Consider the following 18,000-nt stretch of genomic DNA (forward strand, 5'->3'; position numbering starts at 1 on the left):
AATCTTTCTATATTTCTAAAATTTTAAACAACTTTGTTTGTTCTGCATTATCTAGCGCAACAATCGGTAACCTGCTACCACCCACTAAATGGCCTTGATGATTAAGCGCAGCCTTTACTGGTGCTGGTGAGGGGTACATGAATAATGCTTTCATTTTAGGCGTCAGGTCACGTTGCAATGTTGCAGCTGCTTGCACGTCGCCACGATCGACTGCGGCATACATCTCACTCATTTCATTGCCATAAACATGACTGGCAACTGAGATAACACCAGCACCGCCGATTTCTTTAGTTGCTAATGCTAAATTATCTTCACCGGAATAAACTAAAAATCCGTCCGCCGTCAATTTAACCAACTGACCTAAATCATCGATGTCTGTGCACTGCTTAACTCCAATAATTTTGTCAACGTGACTCAACGTAACCACCGTATCAACAGCCATTGTTACCCCTGTCCGGCCAGGAATATTATACATAATAATTGGCAATGTGCTTTGGTTAGCAACCGCTTCAAAGTGTGCAATCATCCCTTTTTGATTAGGCTTATTATAATAAGGAACAACTACTAAAGCAGCATCAATTCCATCAATGCCCCCAACTTCTTTAGTTAATTCAGCGGTTTCTTTGGTATTATTCGATCCAGTACCTACAATTAAAGGCACACGGCCATTGATAATCTGAGCACTTTTAGTATATAACTCGATTTTTTCATCATGTGTTAAAGTTGGCGTTTCACCAGTTGTACCACCAACAACAAATCCTTTCGAACCAGTTTCAATTAAATAATCGATTAAGTTCTCCAGCCGGTCAAAATCAATGTGATCAGCCTGATCATCAAATGGTGTTACGATAGCAGTCATCAAATCTGCATTATCAAATGTCATAGTAATTATTACTCCTTTATTTAATTAGCATTATTCCGATTAGACATTGCACTTATCTTACCACAAAACAGCCACTGTGCGAATTATGTGCGTCCTATTTTCATTAAATTAGTTTGTTATATTTATGTAAAAAAAAGTTGCGACAAATGTAATTTGCCACAACTCATAAAGATTAACGACGTAAGCCTAACTTTTGGATTAGTTCACGGTAACTTTGCAGATTTGTTTTACGCAAATATGCTAATAAATTACGACGATGACCAATTTTTTTCATTAAACCACGTTGTGAATGAAAATCTTTTTTGTGAACACGCAAATGTTCGTTTAATTCGTTAATATCAGCTGTCAAGACAGCAACTTGAACTTCAGTCGAACCAGTGTCACCATCGTGACGTGCGTACTCTTTGATAATTTCATTTTTACGTTCTTGTGAAATAGCCATTGGTATTCCCACCTTTCAAAATTTTTAATAACCTAGTTCTAAGTAAAACGTCGGTGAGGATCGTTAAACTGAGAAGAGGTTGCTAGCCAACAAACACTATCATCAGCCTTTGTATACGATACACGAATCACTATTAAATTGCAAGAAGGACCATTGCTCATCTGTATTAATTATTTTTTTAAAGTACTACAGCCTAACCTAACACTTTTAACTGGTTGCATTTAGCCCACTATTTTTGTATAATGGCAGATGTTGAAAATTTCAGGTCAGATATGATCATCATAAGCGGAGGTGAAACTATGCCAATTATTAAATCAGCGATCGAACGTGTTCGAGTTAACGAAAAGGCACAAGTACGAAATGCAGCTCAAATGAGCACAATGCGTACAACTATCAAAAAATTTGAAGCAGCTAAAACTGCCGGTGCAGATAACTTAGACGCATTGTTCAAGGATGCTATTTCTGCCATTGATCGTGCCCACTCAAAAGGTTTGATCAAAGCTAATAAGGCTGCACGTGACAAGTCACGTTTATCAGCACGATATGCTAAGTAATTACTAAATTATATCTTAAAAAGCCGTGAAGCAAAATTGCTTCACGGCTTTTTGTTTTAAACCACCATTGAAAAGTTAACTAACCTGCAATTTTTCCGTAGCGCAACATAAATAATTCAAACAATAATTGGGGCTCTCGTTGAGTCGTCTTTAGTTGCTGTTCCACTTTCACTAAGCCTAAATATGCTTGCTCTAGCACTGATAATGGAAATGAGCGGACGGTCTGCATTGCTAATTTTACTCGATACGGATGGACCTTCAATGTTCCTGCCAAACTTCCTTGACTTAATCCACGTTCACTAAGGACCTTAACCTGAATTAATAGTCTAAACTGACCAACTAAGACTGCATTAATCTTGAGTGGTTGTTCTGCACTACCAATTAAATCCTGATAGTGTTGCACTGCTAATTTTTGGTCGTGTGATAATACTGCATTAACTAAATCAAATACATTTTGATCTAATGATTGTGGTACTAAACCCACTACTCCGGCTTGTGTAATCATTTTGTCTTGAAAGCCAAATAATTCTAGCTTATGAACTGAACCTTCCATCAATTCATAATCCGCGTTAGTTCTTTGCACCAATTCGTCTAACGCACCATTTTCAAACTGATACCCATCATTTTTAACCTGTTTAAGAATACTTTGACGGGCTTGTTGCTCACTCAAGGGTGCAGCACTAATTTCAGTAGCCACTTTTTTCAACTGCTTAACAACCCTTTTCCGCCCATCAAGTTTTTCATAAGGTGCAAACAAAACCAAAATAGTGTCTGGCTGTGGATGACTTAAATAATCTAACAATCCGTCAACATCGTGATCAATCTTATGCTTATCTTGTTCACCAGTTAAGAAATATGGTTTGGTAATCATCACTAGTCTTCGTTCACCAAAAAAAGGAGCGGACACAGTATCATCCAACGCCACCGCTAGTGGGGTCACTTCCATGTCATAACTACCAACATTCATTACTTGCTGGTCTTCTGGGATTAGCTGACTAAATAAATTCTTAGCCTGTTGTCGTAAAATCCCCTGCGTTCCTAAAATCAAATAAACGTTAGCCAATTTATTCTGTTTTAATTGCTGCTTTAGTGCTGCAACATCCATGTGAGTTCACTCCCTTTCAATTTTGTTACGAAATGATAGTGCTTGAATAAATCATATTGATAACTAATCATGCCAAACTGTTGGGTTGACATTGACCGTATTTGTTCTTTTTTTAAGGTTGTTAATGTTTCTTGATTTGGATGACCATATCTATTCATGCGGCCTGCAGATATAATTGCCAATTGTGGTTTTACCTGACGAATAAACGCCGGATCAGAAGCAGTCTTACTTCCGTGATGACCAAGTTTTAAAACATCCACACTTAAGTCAGGATATTTACTAATAATTGCTCGTTCGCCTGCTCGATCCAGGTCGCCCATAAACAAAAAAGTTATTCCTGCAAATTTACCAGCCAAAACAACTGAGTCTTCGTTAGCCCCATGTCCAGCCTTAAATGGATGCATAATTTGTAAAGGCAAGTCTGGCACACTGGTCTCATTAGTAACTGGAACCAGGCGTGTATGTTGTTTCAGCGCCAATGGTAAAACTTTTCTCTTGAAGTTTGTTTGCTGTTCCATTCCCTTTGGAAACGTAATTTGTTTTACCCTCATATTCATGAGTATTGCTGAGCTAAACCCAATGTGATCTGCGTCTTGGTGACTAAGATTGAGTGTATTAACCTGGCTAATACCCCGACTTTTTAAATAGTTGACACTAGTTTTCATTGCTCGATCACTTGTCACTGTTTGTTGTGCCCATTTAGGTTTGGGGAACTGTAACTGTCCACCTGTATCAATCAACGTCACCCGTCGATTAAATGGCTCTCGAATTAAAAAACTATCCCCTTGACCAATATCAAAAAAAGTTACTTCTCCGTCCAATGGAAAATGAATTAATACAAATATCATACAATAGCTACCAATTAAAACCAACCATCGCTTGTTACTTTGTGGTTGTAAAAACACAAATAGGGTCAAACAAAATAGTAGCCAAGCACCAAGCACATCTGGTCGTCCAAAATGGATCATCCCTGGTAACCGACTAACAAAATCAATCAAGGCTTGAAACATCTCCAATCCTTGGTTAACAAGTTGACCGCTAATTGGCAGCCAGCGATATACCAAACTACTAATCAGAATGGTAGGAAAAATAATAGTTGAAAAAAATGGAATCATTAAGTAACTTGTGAACAAACTTAGACAATGCCACTCAAAAATATAGTTTAGAATTGATGGTAAACCAATTAAATTCAGTAATACTGCATTAACCAACTGATTACCGTTGTGTGGTAAAAACTGGAGCATCAATGCTAACAAATAACTAAGTTGGCCACCTAGTGTTAGCAATACCAATGGTTGATACATCAATCCACCTAACAAACTTAAACTCCAGATATCCAAACGTTGTAATTTTAAAAAATTAATTTGACCAATAAGCGCCAACTCTGTCATCAAGGTTGCCCTAATTAAACTAGCTGATCCACCACCAATAATCAGATAAGCCGGCAAAGTAATTATCAGAATCCAATTAATGGTTTCTTTATTTAGTCGACAATAAATTAAAAGCTTTTTTAACACTTCAACAAATAAAACAACATGCATTCCCGAGATGCAAAATAAATGAATCAAACCCAATTGTTTCACACCAACCATGACAGTTGAAAATTCAGCATCAGAGTTACCGATGATCAAACTATTACAGTACAGCCTCAACATTGGTGGCATGGTTCCAAAATAATGAATTAATGAACTACGGATTTCATGGCACCAATTGATGAGAACTTGGCTACTCGATTCATTCAGCACAGATATGTTTTGAATGCGGTCTATTGTGATTTGATTATATATGTGCCGTGACCATGCAAACTGGCGGGCATTAAACTGGTTAACATTAGTTGCAATCGAAATTGGTTCAATTTTGCCTTTAATTTTCCAAGTACTACAAAGTTGTAATTGTGATAAGTGTCTCTGTTCTTGCCTGGTTTTTATATAACCATAGACTTGTACCTGCTGACCTGTTGCTAGATCCTTACCAATAAGCTGGTATTGATCACCATTTATTTTAAGTTGATCGGGATACACCTGCAGGGTTGTGTTTATTGACTGCTGTCTATTCGCACTTACTTGTTTTATGTTTGCTTGAAAATGCCAGCAGATAAAACTAAATCCTACCAACACTACTACTGTGCACCATAAAACTATTGGACGTTTAAGCGTAATAAGTCTTCCAAATAACCATAATAAAGCAATAAATAATAATGACTGATGCCCTAAAATAATACCAGAAACAATTGCTGCAGCTAAGGCAGGAAAAATATAAAACCGTTTAACAGGCTAATCCTAGGCTAGATATTGATCTAGCCTTGTTTCTTGTAAAATATTTTGATCTAATTTGATGTGTTTGGGTTCAATTTGCTTTAATTTAAGTAATTTCATTGCATACTCATCGTTATGATAATTACGTAAGTAATTGATTTGTGTAATTCCTGCCTGTAACAACATTTTTGTACACTGCAAGCATGGAAAATCTGTCACATAAACGCTGGCTCCATCGGTTGAAACGCCAAACTTAGCACACTGTAAAATGGCGTTCATTTCCGCATGAATTGTCCGGACACAATGCCCTTCCACTAAATAACAATCGGAATCAATACAATGTTCATCTCCTGAGACAGAACCATTATAACCACCAGCAATAATACGCTTATCTCTGACAATGGTGGCTCCAACTGACAATCGTTTGCAAGTGCTACGTGAAGCCAATAAAACAGCCTGAATCATAAAATACTGATCCCAATCAATTCTTTTATCCATTAGTCGTCACCCTCTTTTCCACTCCTAGTATAGCAAACATCCAGCAAATCTAAACTGATAATTGATCCTTAATATTTGCAACTGACCGATCCCCAAACCCATTGACTTCTTTTAGATCTTCTACCGATTTAAATTGACCGTGTTCTTGTCGATACTGTAAAATTAAATCGGCCTTTTTGTCCCCGACACCTGTTATTTGCAGCAATTGTTCCTTAGTAGCTGTATTCAAATTTACAATTGGGCCTGTAGCATTATCGGAATCTCCTGATTCAGCAGTGTCACTACCGATTGGTGTTGTTACCTCACCTTTGACCGGAACATAAACTACTTGTTGATCGTTAACTTGTTGTGCCATATTGACATGGTTAATATCTGCTTCACTTGTTGTTCCTCCTGCCTTAGTTAAGGCATCTTGAATCCGAAGCCCTGATTTAAGTGCATAAACCCCTGGTCGATTAACCGCTCCCTTGACATCAACATAAATCATTTTTGATGTACTAGCTGCAGTCATCTTATTTTTTGGAGATTGCCGAGTCCCAAAATTATTATCTTGCATCTGTGTTCGACCAGGAGCTGATGCTCCCCCATTTTTAACAGCAAACCCAATAATACATACCAATCCACAAATCGCAATCAAACAATATTTACGATAGTCCTCCCATATTAACTTAAGCCATTCCATTTTATTACCTCCTAATTAAAACATACGGATTAAAATGGATTGAATCACTAAAAAGTAAAAATAAAATATCTTAAAAAAGATTTGAGAAACCATTGGTAATTAATAATAGCTTCCAAGTTCCAACAACCAAGGTAAGTACGGCTAAAAAACGCAAAACAAAGTACAGTTAATTACCTTTATTAAATTGTCTCACTAATACAGAAATCATAGAATCTTTTTTTTGGTATAATATTAAAAACTAGTTATAAAGGAATTAGATTATGCATAAAGCCCGTATATTGTTAATTTGGATATTGATTGCGCTAATTGGCTTAATTGCTGTTAACAGCTTATTAGGACAAAATACAATAAATAAAGAATTACAAATAATCAAACGCTCAAAAAAAGAACCAGTTAAGAAAAAAGTTCAACTTGATGTCCCGCTCCTTGATCAGATGGATTCTCCTCAGCTCTATAATGGATGTGAAGTAACTTCAATGGCAATGCTGTTACAATACTATGGTCATGATGTCAGTAAAAATGACCTGGCCAAAGCTATTAAAACTGTCCCATTAAACTACAGCAACGGGAAACACGGAAACCCTAATGTCGGGTTTGTTGGTTCTGTTGATGGTTCTTCAAAGGGATTGGGAGTCTATCACAAACCCATGGCCAAACTAACAAAAAAATATACAAGCAGTGTAGAGGATATTAGTGGAAGTAATTTTCAAAAAGTTATAGAAAAAGTATCGTCGGGACATCCAGTCTGGATTATCACTACTGCATCGTTTAGCAAAGTAAATAACATGAAAACATGGCAAACTCCACAAGGTAAAGTTAAAGTTACTTTTTCGCAACATAGTGTTGTCATCACCGGTTACGATAAAACACGAAAAATTGTCTATATCAATAATCCTTATGGTACAAAAAACCAAGCTGTCGCTTGGAATAAATTTGTTGCAGCATATAATCAGATGGGAAAACAAGCAATTTACATTAATCATAATAAATAACAGCCTAAGGTTAGTTTACAAAACTTCCTGCTAACTAATAGTTACTAATAATTGATTAATATTTAAAATAGGGACTGTAGCATTGAAATGCTACAGTCCCTGTTTTAATTTTCTTATTGTTTTAGATACTTTACAGCATCGTTGAATGTTTTAACTGGAACAACCTTCATTTTAGGAGCATATTTTTTAGCCGTTGCTTTAGCTAACTGATAATTAGTTTTGTGTTGCTCTTCATATTTTAAAAGTGTCTTAGTAGGCTTAACATATGGTGCCAAAAAGACTGTTGCACCCGCCTTTTTAGCTGCAATCACTTTCTTATCAATCCCACCAATTTCACCAACACTTCCATCAGGATTAATCGTGCCAGTTCCAGCAATTTTTCTACCTTGTCGTAAGTTTGCTTGCGTTAGTTGATCATAAATTTGCAAACTAAACATCAAACCACCTGAAGGCCCCCCTAATTGACCTGGGGTAACCTTTACTGGTATTTTCGTATGTACCTTAACATTATCAGTCAAAATAATACCGATCCCAGTTTTTTTAGTACTAAGTTTCACCAACGAATGGGTACTATGATACTGTTTTCCATTGTGTAAATAGGTAACAGTAACCTTTGTGCCCACCTTTTGTTTACCTAAATACTTCTGATATCCTTGTGCCGTATTAAAATGGCGACCATTAACTTTAGTAATTGTATCTCCGACTTTAATATCATCCTTGAACTTGGAATTTGATTGCACCTGCAACACATAGATTCCTAGATATTTCTTAGTTACTTGTTCACCAGCAGCTTTATAAGCAGTTGCAATTGATTCATTAATAGCACTTTGCATGTAAAAGTCCTGAACTTTATCATACGTTTGATCGCTTTGACCACCAGTAACAGAGCTTGGGCTTTCAATTGTTGCATGTGGATTTGCTAAGGCCCATAAGTAAGTCACTGGCCGTGCTCGTTGCAAATAAACTGATGTAATCATATAGCTGCCTTTATTTTTGTCACGATGATTCTTAATGTGCACATACGTTTTTAGATTATCAGCTTCTCCAGGACTTTCAATATAACTATTTAATGGCCAAAATAACATAATCAAAACTACTAACACACCAACAATAATTACCGCAATTTTTTTAAAATGTTTATTTAAATGTACTTTCAAACTAATTTCTCCGTAATTTTTCTGTTAACTGTTCAGCAATTTCCCCTGGTAAGTACTCAGATACATCCCCGCCAAACTTAGCAACCTCTTTAATTAAACTACTTGATAGGTGCTGATACTTAGGATCAGCTAACATAAATAAAGTTTCAATTTGGTTGTCTAAATGTTGATTCATTGCTGCAATATCACGTTCATATTGAAAATCATTAGTATTGCGTAATCCGCGTAACAGATAATCTGCGCCCACACGATTCATTAAATTAACAGTTAATTCGTTAGCCGTGATCACCGAAACATTATCATACGGGGATACTGCTGTTTTAATTTGTGCAACACGCTCATCCACTGTAAATACCGGTTGCTTGCCGACATTGATCATTACAGCTACTGCCAACTGATCAAATAACTGACTGCCCCGTTTAATTAAATCTAAATGACCTCGCGTTAACGGGTCAAAACTGCCTGGAAAAACTGCCACTTTCATTTCATTCATTTCCCTTCAAAAAACGATAAATTGTTAACACTGTAATGCCATAATCTTGCTGTCTCACAAATTCAAAACCAGGTATTTGTTGCGGTAATTTAGCATTTTTGTCTGTCTCTGCTACAATCAGTGCTTGATCAGCTAATAAATTTAAAGTTCGCAACGTTTCTAAATCAGTTACAATTTTTTGTTGTGCGTAAGGCGGATCAAGAAATACTAAAGTAAATTGAACTTGACGCTTTGCCAACAGATTTAATGCTTTCTGCGCTTCTTGTTTATAAATCTCAAACTGATTCTCACTTTTAGTTACTGTCACATTATCACGAATGGTTTTAATCGCTTGATAATGATGGTCAATCAAAACAGCCCTTTTAATGCCACGTGAGACTGCCTCAATACTTAAGCCACCACTACCAGCATATAAATCTAAACTCATGCCTCCATCAAAATAAGGTCCAATAATATTAAATAAGGCTTCCTTAACTTTGTCCGTTGTCGGCCGAGTGCCACTTCCTGGTACTGCTTTTAACTTACGACCGCGAAATTCTCCTGCTACGACACGCATCTATCGATCATCCTTATCAATTTCTTGATTATATATTCCAGCTGCTTTTAGATCTGACATATTTGGATCCACTAATGGCCAATTAGAATATAATACTTTTTTAACAAACTTTAATTGGCCCACGTTTTGGTGAGTTTTCTTGATATCTTCTTGGTCAGTATATAACACGACATATCGCATTTTCTTAGATACATACTCAACAATTCCAAACCGCCGTAACTGCCGAATTGATCGTAAATTATTCACGTACACAATCAATGCTTGCCGTGGTTTTATCTCAAATGCCAATTTATCATCTCTTTTGTCATTTAGTTTCAACTCATTGTACCAAACTTTTATTATTACTGCTCATAAAAAATGATCGCGGACACAAACCCCACGACCATTTTCAATTTATAAGATGCAACCTAATTAATTTCAATTAATAAATCGTTATTATCAATTACATCACCAGCTTCAACATAGATCTTTGCAACGGTCCCATCGATTGGAGCTTGAATTGTTGTTTCCATTTTCATTGCTTCAGTAACTACAATTGGATCGCCTTTGGTAACCTGATCGCCTTTATTAACAATAACCTTCAAAACAGATCCACTCATTGTTGCACCAATTTCGCCAGTCTTACTTGGCTCAGCTTTACGTTTTTTCGACACCGTTTTATGCACACTTAAATCTGAAATTCGTATTTCTCGCGCATGTCCATTGATATCAAAGTATAAAGTACGTTGACCGTCTTCATCAGGTTCACCAATTTCGTTTAACGAAACAATCATCGAGTTACCACTAGACAATTCAATATCAACTCGCTCTCCTAAACGCATCCCTTGGAAAAAGGTTGGAGTATCAAGTAATGTCACTGGTCCATACTGAACTTGCATAGCCGTATAGTCCATAAATACCTTTGGATACAGTACATAACTAATTACTTCATCTTGAGTTGCCTGATGTCCTAACTTTTCTGTTAACTCCTGTTCAACTGCAGTAAAGTCAACTGATTTGGCCAAACTACCAGGCCTTACAGTTAGTGGTTGTTTCCCTTTGAGAATAATTTGTTGCAATTTCTTTGGAAAGCCACCAGTTGGTTGGCCTAAATCTCCCATGAAGAAATCAATCACCGAATCAGGAAAATCTAGTTGATCACCGTGTTCCTCGATATCTTGCGGTGTTAATTCGTGTTGTACCATGAATAACGCCATATCACCAACTACTTTAGATGACGGTGTAACTTTGATAATATCACCGAACATCAAGTTAACCTGACGATACATTTTCTTAACCGCTTCAAATTGATCCCCTAATCGAAGCGCGTTAGCCTGTTGTTGTAAATTAGAATACTGACCACCTGGCATCTCAGTTTGATAAATATCAGTCTGTGGGCCTGCCATTTTATTCGAAAATTGTTGATAATATGGGCGCACCGACTTCCAGTATCGATCTACCGCCTCAACGTTTTTAATGTTAACACTTGGCTGACGATCAGTATTTTGAAGTGCATAATACAAGCTTCCCATACTTGGCTGAGATGTAGTTCCCGACATTGAACTAGAGGCAACATCAACAATGTCAACACCGGCCTTAGCAGCCTGAGCGTAAGTATACACTCCATTTCCAGTTGTATCATGTGTATGCAAATGAATTGGTAAATCAACTGTATCTTTTAACGTTGCAATCAAACGGTATGCTGCTTCGGGTTTTAATAATCCAGCCATATCCTTAATTGCAATAATATGCGCACCAGCAGCCTTTAATTCTTTGGCTAAATCTGTATAGTACTTTAAATTATATTTGGTCTTGTCCGGATCCAAAATGTCCCCGGTATAACACATTGTTGCTTCGGCAATTTTATTATTATCCCGAACATACTGAATACTTTTTTCCATTTGTTCCACCCAGTTAAGACTATCAAATATACGAAAGACATCCATTCCAGTGATGGCTGAGTGATCAATAAATTCTTTTAACACATTATCTGGATAGTTTTGATATCCAACAGCATTAGAACCACGAAATAACATTTGTGTTAGTGTCCGTGGCATTAATTTTCGTAACTCACGTAACCTAACCCACGGATCTTCTGCCAAGAAGCGATAAGCAACATCAAAAGTCGCGCCACCCCACATTTCATATGAAAATAATTCTGGTAATGCGCGCTGCAACTTAGGTGCAATCAACGTCATATCCTTTGTGCGCATACGAGTTGCAAACAAACTTTGATGTGCATCACGCATAGTAGTGTCAGTCAATAGCACTGGTTGTTGCTGCTTCAACCAATTTACAACTCCATCAGGTCCTTGTTGTTCTAAAACATCCTTAGCCGTGACAAGTGAATTACTTAGTGGATCAAACTCTTCAGCATATTTAAATTCAGGATAAAACTTCTTTTCACGACTAACCCCTGGAAAGCCATTAATAGTAGTATTGGCAATATAATTCAGCAGTCGGCTGCGTCGATCTGCATTGTGCCTGAACTTAAATAGTTCTGGCGTTTGATCGATAAATGTTGTAGTTGCTTCTCCCGCTGCAAAAACCGGATGTTTGATTACATTTTTCATAAACTCTAAATTTGTTTTAACGCCACGAATAGTAAACTCATTCAAAACACGTTCCATTTTGTCGCAAGCTTCTGAAAAAGTATCTGCAACGACAATGGCCTTTACAAGTAGTGAATCAAAATAAGGCGTTATAACAGATCCCGTGAATGCATTACCACCATCTAAGCGGACTCCATTACCACCTGGTGAAATGTATGTGGAAATTTCCCCTGTGTCCGGCATAAAATTATTAGCTGGGTCCTCAGTAGTCACCCGGGCTTGGATGGCGGCACCGTGATAACTTAATTCTTCTTGAGTAGGTAAATCGATTTCTTGATGTAAATCATACCCTTGAGCAATTAAAATTTGCGCTTGGACAATATCAAAACCAGTAATCATCTCTGTAATTGTATGTTCAACCTGAACACGAGGATTAACTTCAATAAAATAAAATTGATTACCTTCGACTAAGAACTCAACCGTGGCCGCATTTACATAGTGCACATGTTCCATAAAACGCACTGCTGCAGCACAAATCTGCTGGCGAAGTTCCACCGGCAAAGCAACTGCCGGAGCAATTTCAATTACTTTTTGATTACGACGCTGAACAGAACAGTCCCGTTCAAATAAATGCATTACATTACCATTTTGATCAGCTAAAATTTGAACTTCAATATGTTTTGGGCTTGCCAAATACTTCTCTAAATAAATTTCACTATCACCAAATGATTGACTAGCCTCACTTTGTGCCCGTGTGTATGCCTCAACTAAATCAGCTTCATGTTTAACAATCCGCATTCCACGACCGCCGCCGCCCATTGCCGCCTTAACAAAAATTGGATACCCGATCTCTTGCGCATTTTGTTTCGCAGCTTCAATTGTTTCAACTGGTTGCTGTGTTCCTGGTATTGTTGGTACATTAGCTTCTTTAGCCGCACGCTTAGCAGCAATCTTGTCACCAAACATTTCTAAATGTTCTACTTTAGGACCAATGAACGTGATTCCCTCTTCACCACAACGCTTAGCAAATTGGGCATTTTCAGATAAGAATCCATAACCAGGATGGATTGCGTCAACATTATGTTCTTTAGCTACTCGAATAATATCTTCAATATCTAAGTAAGCGGCAATTGGTTGCTTTCCAGCACCAACTAAATATGCTTCATCTGCCTTAAAACGATGTTCCGAATATTCATCTTCTTTAGCATAAATCGCAATTGCCGTCATTTTTAATTCGTGGATTGCTCGAAATATTCGTGTTGCAATTTCGCCCCGATTAGCTACCATAACCCTTTGCATTATAAAAATCCTCCGTCCAAATTTTAAACTGCCGCAATTAAACGTGACCTGGCTTGACGCGCGCTAATATTGAGCACACATCCTAACGCAGTACACAACACCAACATACTAGAGCCACCATAGCTAACAAAGGGAAATGTAACGCCAGTAATTGGTAATAGTCCTGTCACGCCCCCAACATTGAACAATGTTTGAATTGTAATAAAAGTAGCAACCCCATAACAAACCAACGATGAGTATGCATCAGCTGACCGAACCCCTAACCAGATTATTCGCGCCACAATAATTGTTAACAAGCACATAATCAAAACCACTGTAATCAGCCCTAATTCTTCACCAATAACCGCCATGATAAAGTCCGTATTTGGCTCTGGCAGATAACCCATTTTTTGAATACTATTTCCTAGGCCAACACCAAACACCCCGCCGTTACTAAGTGCATAATATGAATTAACTAGTTGACTCCCCGCACCTTGAGCGGTACCAAATGGATTAACGAATGCTACAATTCGTTGTAGCTGGTAACTATGAATTGCGCCGCTTTGTGCCACGCGACTTAACAACGGTAAAACCACTAAGACAAACCCGAAAATGATTGTAAAGATAGCGATAACTCCCTTTTTCCATGAAATACCACTAGCTAACATCATGATCATGATGATGGCTCCATTAATCACTGCACCACCAAGATCAGGCTGAATTAAAATCAGGACAACAAATATAATTGATAGTAAAAGAGGTCCCCCAACAGAACTAAAAAAATCTGTTGAAATTTTATTTTCATGTTGTGACAACATTCGCCCGAGGTACAAGATTAAAAAAATCTTGCACACCTCTGCCGGTTGAATATTAATTACACCAAGATTAATCCATCCTTGAGCACCATTGACAGCCTGTCCAAATAATTTAACAAACAGCAATGCTCCTAATAAAACTGCTGCAAATAAAATTAAAAAACGTGGACTCTGCAGTATCTTGATATTCATGGCGGTTATAAACCAAACGACGACTAATCCCATTACCACATACAGGGACTGCTTAATTAAATAGGCAGTTGGTGAACCACCATTTTGACTAGCAATATCTGCGCTTGAAGAATAAACCATTACAATCCCAATTAAACAAAGTAACAAATATGGAATCACTAAATAATAATCTAAAAATCGAAACTTTTTACTTAACATCGTGCTCCACTCACTTAACACTCACTCATTTCTGATTAAAATATCATTAGAGATAAAAATTAATTGAAACAATTATATCACATTACATTTGTAGTTCGACGATTGATTTGTAAATATATACACAAAAAAACTATTTAACAATTCTTTGCTAGAATTATTAAATAGCTCTAATTTTTATGAATTACTTTTTAGCGTTGATTTTACGTTTTTTAGCTTCTTTTTCACGAGTACCTGTGTCCAAGATTTGCTTACGTAAACGAACATTGTTTGGTGTCACTTCACAATACTCATCATCATTTAAGAATTCTAATGACTCTTCAAGTGAGAAATGAGTTGGAGTTTTAATACGGGCCATATCATCAGAACCAGACGAACGAACGTTAGTTAAGTTCTTACCCTTAGTGATATTAACCGCAATATCATTTTCACGACTGTTTTCGCCAATGATCATACCTTCATAGACATCAGTACCGGGGTCAATTAACATTGTTCCACGACTTTCAGCACTCATCATTGCGTAAGTAGTTGCCTTACCTGAGTTAATTGATACCAGTGTTCCCTTTTGACGACCAGGATGCCAGTTTTTAATCACTGGAGCATACTTGGCAAACGTATGATTCATAATTCCGTATCCACGAGTCATTGACATAAATTCTGTTGAATAGCCAATTAAACCACGAGAAGGTGCCAAAAATGTCAATCGTGTCTGACCGTTGTCAGTTGATTCCATATTCTGCATTTCGCCTTTTCGTTGCGATAAACTGTCAATCACACTACCAGTATATTCTTCTGGTGTATCAATTTGAACTTCTTCAAATGGTTCGCTTCTAACCCCATCAACATCACGATAGATAACTTCTGGTCTTGAAACTTGAAGTTCATATCCCTCACGACGCAGTGTTTCTACCAAAATAGATAGATGCAACTCGCCACGGCCCGAAACAACCCATGCCCCAGGCATGTCAGTGTCATCAACCCGTAATGAAACATCTGTATGCAGCTCTGATTTGAGTCGATCTTCTAATTGACGAGAAGTAACAAACTTGCCATCCTGACCCGCAAATGGTGAGTCATTTGTTCTGAAAGTCATTTGCAAAGTAGGTTCGTCAATTCGTAAGATTGGCAATGCTTCAGGAGTACTTGAAGCAGCTACTGTCTCACCAACATTAATATCTTCCATTCCAGAAATGGCACACAAATCTCCAGCTTGGGCTTCATCAATTTCCAATCTCTTTAAACCGAAGAAACCAAATAATTTTGTCACTCGGAAATTTTGCTTAGAGCCATCAAGTTTCATTACCGTAACATTGTCACCCACTTTGATCTTTCCACGAAAGACACGGCCAATTCCAACACGGCCAACAAAGTCATTATAATCTAACATTGCTACTTGAAATTGCAATGGTTCGTCTGAGTTATCAATTGGTGCTGGAATTTTTTCAACAATCGTATCAAAAATAGGTTTCATCGTATGTTCCTGAGAATCTAAATCAGAATCATAACTTGAAGTTCCATTCATCGCAGATGCATACACAACTGGGAAATCCAATTGATCTTCATCAGCACCTAGCTCAATAAATAGATCCAACACTTCATCAACAACTTCTTCTGGACGAGCACCTGGACGGTCCACTTTGTTAATCACAACAATTGGTGTTAGATGTTGATCTAAAGCTTTTTTAAGCACAAAACGAGTTTGTGGCATTGTACCTTCAAATGCATCCACAACTAATAATACACCGTCAACTAGACGCATGATTCGTTCCACTTCACCACCAAAGTCCGCATGTCCTGGCGTATCCAAAATATTAATTTGCTTATCACCATAACGAACAGCAGTATTCTTTGACAAGATAGTAATGCCTCGTTCACGTTCGATTGCATTAGAATCTAAGGCCCGATCTTCAATTTGGGTGTGTTCATCCAAAGTATCGGATTGCTTTAGCATTTCATTAACCAACGTTGTCTTACCGTGGTCAACATGGGCAATAATGGCAATGTTGCGAATATCATCTCGTAATTTCAAAATAGTTTCTTCCCTTCAAAATAAAAACTTTGTTTCTCAGTATCACAATTGGCAGGTTATTGGCATAAAAAAACTGTGACAAGCGGTCACAGTCAACCAAATTAATTTGCAAGTCCAATTATTTCTTCACTTGCACGTTCTGTCGCTACTAATACAACGTTAGATGATAGCATACTAAGTGACCCACCGTCAATAGTTTTAACACGTAGATTCAAAGCTTCTGCTAAAATCTTTCCTGCTGCAAAGTCCCATGGTCGTAAATATGAAATGTAACCAATCAATTCTCCCGTTAATACCTTAGCAAACTCAATTCCAGCGCTACCATACATTCGCGGGCCCCTACTTTGTCGCGCAATTGTTTGCATATTGTGATCATCATTAATTAATAACGGTCCACTAATACCAACTAAAGCATCTCGTAAGTGTAAATTAGCAGGTGCAATGAGTGGTTCATCATTAACAAATACTCCATTTGGTCCACCATGATATAATTTTTGATTCATCACATCCATGATATACCCAAGAACCCCCACTCCATTTTCATACAATGAAATCATAATAGCAAAATTGTTTTGTTGCATCACAAAATTCATAGTACCATCAATCGGATCAATCAGCCATATGCGTCCTGTCGCTTTATCAATCTGATCGCCGAAGCCTTCTTCACCCAGAATTTGAGCATCTGGATCAAGTTCACGTAATTTTGTCACAATAGTTTTTTCATTGCTTTTGTCGACTGTGGTAACTAAATCCTTACGACCTGACTTTTCATCGACATTAAACGGTTGTTTCATTTTTGATAGTGTTTCTGTTCGCATTTGCCACATTAACTTTTGAATTTCTTGATCAATATGATTCAAATCGTCCATTACTTAGTTACTCCTCTGCCAATTTTATTGTCTGCCGATCGCTAGTTTGAGCTGCCTTAATGACTTCATATAACTCATAGCCTGAATTAGATTTAAATTCTCGGCCTAACTGTTTTTCTTCTGCCTTTGAATTTACAATTTTTTTAAATTCATGATATTGATCTAAAATAGCTGCTCGTTTAGCTCCTGTTTCATAAGCATCTTCGACTAATTGGAACATTTTTATTACCGTAATCAACTCTGTTTGACTCCAAGCATCATTAATAGGATAACTATAATTTTTATCCATTTATATACCCCTACATATTCAAATTTAGATCTCTCACAAACCTATGTTACTGTAAATCAAACATTAACTCAAACCATAAAACAACTCAACACAAAAAAAGCCGCTCTTACGGAACTGAAGTTATAATTTGATACAAACATATAAAAGCACGTTCGAAAAAAGTAAAATTTATTCGGAGGTGTTTT

17 protein-coding genes are annotated in these 18,000 nt (G+C 37.2%); 2 read left to right on the plus strand and 15 right to left on the minus strand.

Going from position 1 to position 18,000, the window contains the following annotated elements:
- Positions 1 to 7 precede the first annotated feature (7 nt).
- Entirely contained in the window at positions 8 to 883 is an 876-nt protein-coding gene (dapA, locus tag FFM51_RS07100; protein ID WP_137597940.1) for a 4-hydroxy-tetrahydrodipicolinate synthase, read from the minus strand.
- Positions 884 to 1,055: 172 nt separating this feature from the next.
- Positions 1,056 to 1,325, minus strand: a complete 270-nt coding sequence (rpsO, locus tag FFM51_RS07105; RefSeq protein WP_137597941.1) for a 30S ribosomal protein S15 — start codon at positions 1,323 to 1,325, stop codon at positions 1,056 to 1,058.
- A 299-nt stretch (positions 1,326 to 1,624) separates the two neighbouring features.
- On the opposite strand from rpsO, the gene rpsT reads away from it, so the two are divergent.
- Entirely contained in the window at positions 1,625 to 1,879 is a 255-nt protein-coding gene (gene rpsT / locus FFM51_RS07110; protein WP_137597942.1) for a 30S ribosomal protein S20, read from the plus strand.
- Between the two features lie 79 nt (positions 1,880 to 1,958).
- On the opposite strand, the gene holA is transcribed toward rpsT, so the two are convergent.
- From holA to FFM51_RS07130, 4 genes are read right to left on the minus strand one after another with little or no spacing between them, the layout of a single operon-like run.
- A complete protein-coding gene (gene holA, locus FFM51_RS07115) occupies positions 1,959 to 2,984 on the minus strand; it encodes a DNA polymerase III subunit delta (RefSeq protein WP_137597943.1) in 1,026 nt (341 codons plus the stop codon).
- Positions 2,966 to 5,239 carry a DNA internalization-related competence protein ComEC/Rec2 gene (locus tag FFM51_RS07120; RefSeq protein ID WP_137597944.1) on the minus strand — a complete coding sequence of 758 codons (2,274 nt, stop codon included), beginning with the start codon at positions 5,237 to 5,239 and terminating at the stop codon, positions 2,966 to 2,968. Before FFM51_RS07120 ends, holA begins: the two co-directional genes overlap by 19 nt.
- 24 nt (positions 5,240 to 5,263) lie before the next feature.
- Positions 5,264 to 5,737 (minus strand): ComE operon protein 2, encoded by a 474-nt coding sequence (locus FFM51_RS07125; RefSeq protein WP_137597945.1) that lies wholly within the window; start codon positions 5,735 to 5,737, stop codon positions 5,264 to 5,266.
- Positions 5,738 to 5,786: 49 nt separating this feature from the next.
- Positions 5,787 to 6,419, minus strand: coding sequence for a helix-hairpin-helix domain-containing protein (locus tag FFM51_RS07130; RefSeq protein ID WP_137597946.1), 633 nt, complete (start codon positions 6,417 to 6,419; stop codon positions 5,787 to 5,789).
- Positions 6,420 to 6,679: 260 nt separating this feature from the next.
- On the opposite strand from FFM51_RS07130, the gene FFM51_RS07135 reads away from it, so the two are divergent.
- The gene (locus FFM51_RS07135) at positions 6,680 to 7,411 is read left to right on the plus strand and encodes a C39 family peptidase (protein WP_137597947.1); all 732 of its coding nucleotides are present in this window, start codon (positions 6,680 to 6,682) and stop codon (positions 7,409 to 7,411) included.
- A 113-nt stretch (positions 7,412 to 7,524) separates the two neighbouring features.
- Here the strand turns inward: FFM51_RS07135 and FFM51_RS07140 are convergent, their stop codons facing one another.
- The 9 genes from FFM51_RS07140 to FFM51_RS07180 all read right to left on the minus strand — a co-directional run bounded on the left by FFM51_RS07140 (position 7,525) and on the right by FFM51_RS07180 (position 17,815).
- On the minus strand, positions 7,525 to 8,535 hold the full coding sequence (locus tag FFM51_RS07140) for a SepM family pheromone-processing serine protease (protein WP_223875911.1): 1,011 nt from the start codon (positions 8,533 to 8,535) through the stop codon (positions 7,525 to 7,527).
- Positions 8,536 to 8,569: 34 nt separating this feature from the next.
- Positions 8,570 to 9,052 (minus strand): pantetheine-phosphate adenylyltransferase, encoded by a 483-nt coding sequence (gene coaD / locus FFM51_RS07145; RefSeq protein WP_137597948.1) that lies wholly within the window; start codon positions 9,050 to 9,052, stop codon positions 8,570 to 8,572.
- Between the two features lies 1 nt (position 9,053).
- Positions 9,054 to 9,617, minus strand: coding sequence for a 16S rRNA (guanine(966)-N(2))-methyltransferase RsmD (gene rsmD, locus FFM51_RS07150; protein WP_137597949.1), 564 nt, complete (start codon positions 9,615 to 9,617; stop codon positions 9,054 to 9,056).
- Entirely contained in the window at positions 9,618 to 9,905 is a 288-nt protein-coding gene (locus FFM51_RS07155; RefSeq protein WP_137597950.1) for a YlbG family protein, read from the minus strand.
- Between the two features lie 119 nt (positions 9,906 to 10,024).
- On the minus strand, positions 10,025 to 13,447 hold the full coding sequence (locus FFM51_RS07160; RefSeq protein WP_137597951.1) for a pyruvate carboxylase: 3,423 nt from the start codon (positions 13,445 to 13,447) through the stop codon (positions 10,025 to 10,027).
- Positions 13,448 to 13,470: 23 nt separating this feature from the next.
- Entirely contained in the window at positions 13,471 to 14,631 is a 1,161-nt protein-coding gene (locus FFM51_RS07165; RefSeq protein WP_137597952.1) for an FtsW/RodA/SpoVE family cell cycle protein, read from the minus strand.
- 181 nt (positions 14,632 to 14,812) lie between these two features.
- Positions 14,813 to 16,657 carry a translational GTPase TypA gene (typA, locus tag FFM51_RS07170; protein ID WP_137597953.1) on the minus strand — a complete coding sequence of 615 codons (1,845 nt, stop codon included), beginning with the start codon at positions 16,655 to 16,657 and terminating at the stop codon, positions 14,813 to 14,815.
- Positions 16,658 to 16,758: 101 nt separating this feature from the next.
- Positions 16,759 to 17,526: an inositol monophosphatase family protein gene (locus FFM51_RS07175; protein WP_137597954.1), complete on the minus strand. Its 768-nt coding sequence runs from the start codon at positions 17,524 to 17,526 to the stop codon at positions 16,759 to 16,761.
- 7 nt (positions 17,527 to 17,533) lie between these two features.
- Positions 17,534 to 17,815, minus strand: coding sequence for a UPF0223 family protein (locus tag FFM51_RS07180; protein WP_137597955.1), 282 nt, complete (start codon positions 17,813 to 17,815; stop codon positions 17,534 to 17,536).
- Positions 17,816 to 18,000 lie beyond the last annotated feature (185 nt).

Source organism: Paucilactobacillus kaifaensis, from assembly GCF_005405145.1.
Lineage (GTDB): Bacteria > Bacillota > Bacilli > Lactobacillales > Lactobacillaceae > Paucilactobacillus > Paucilactobacillus kaifaensis.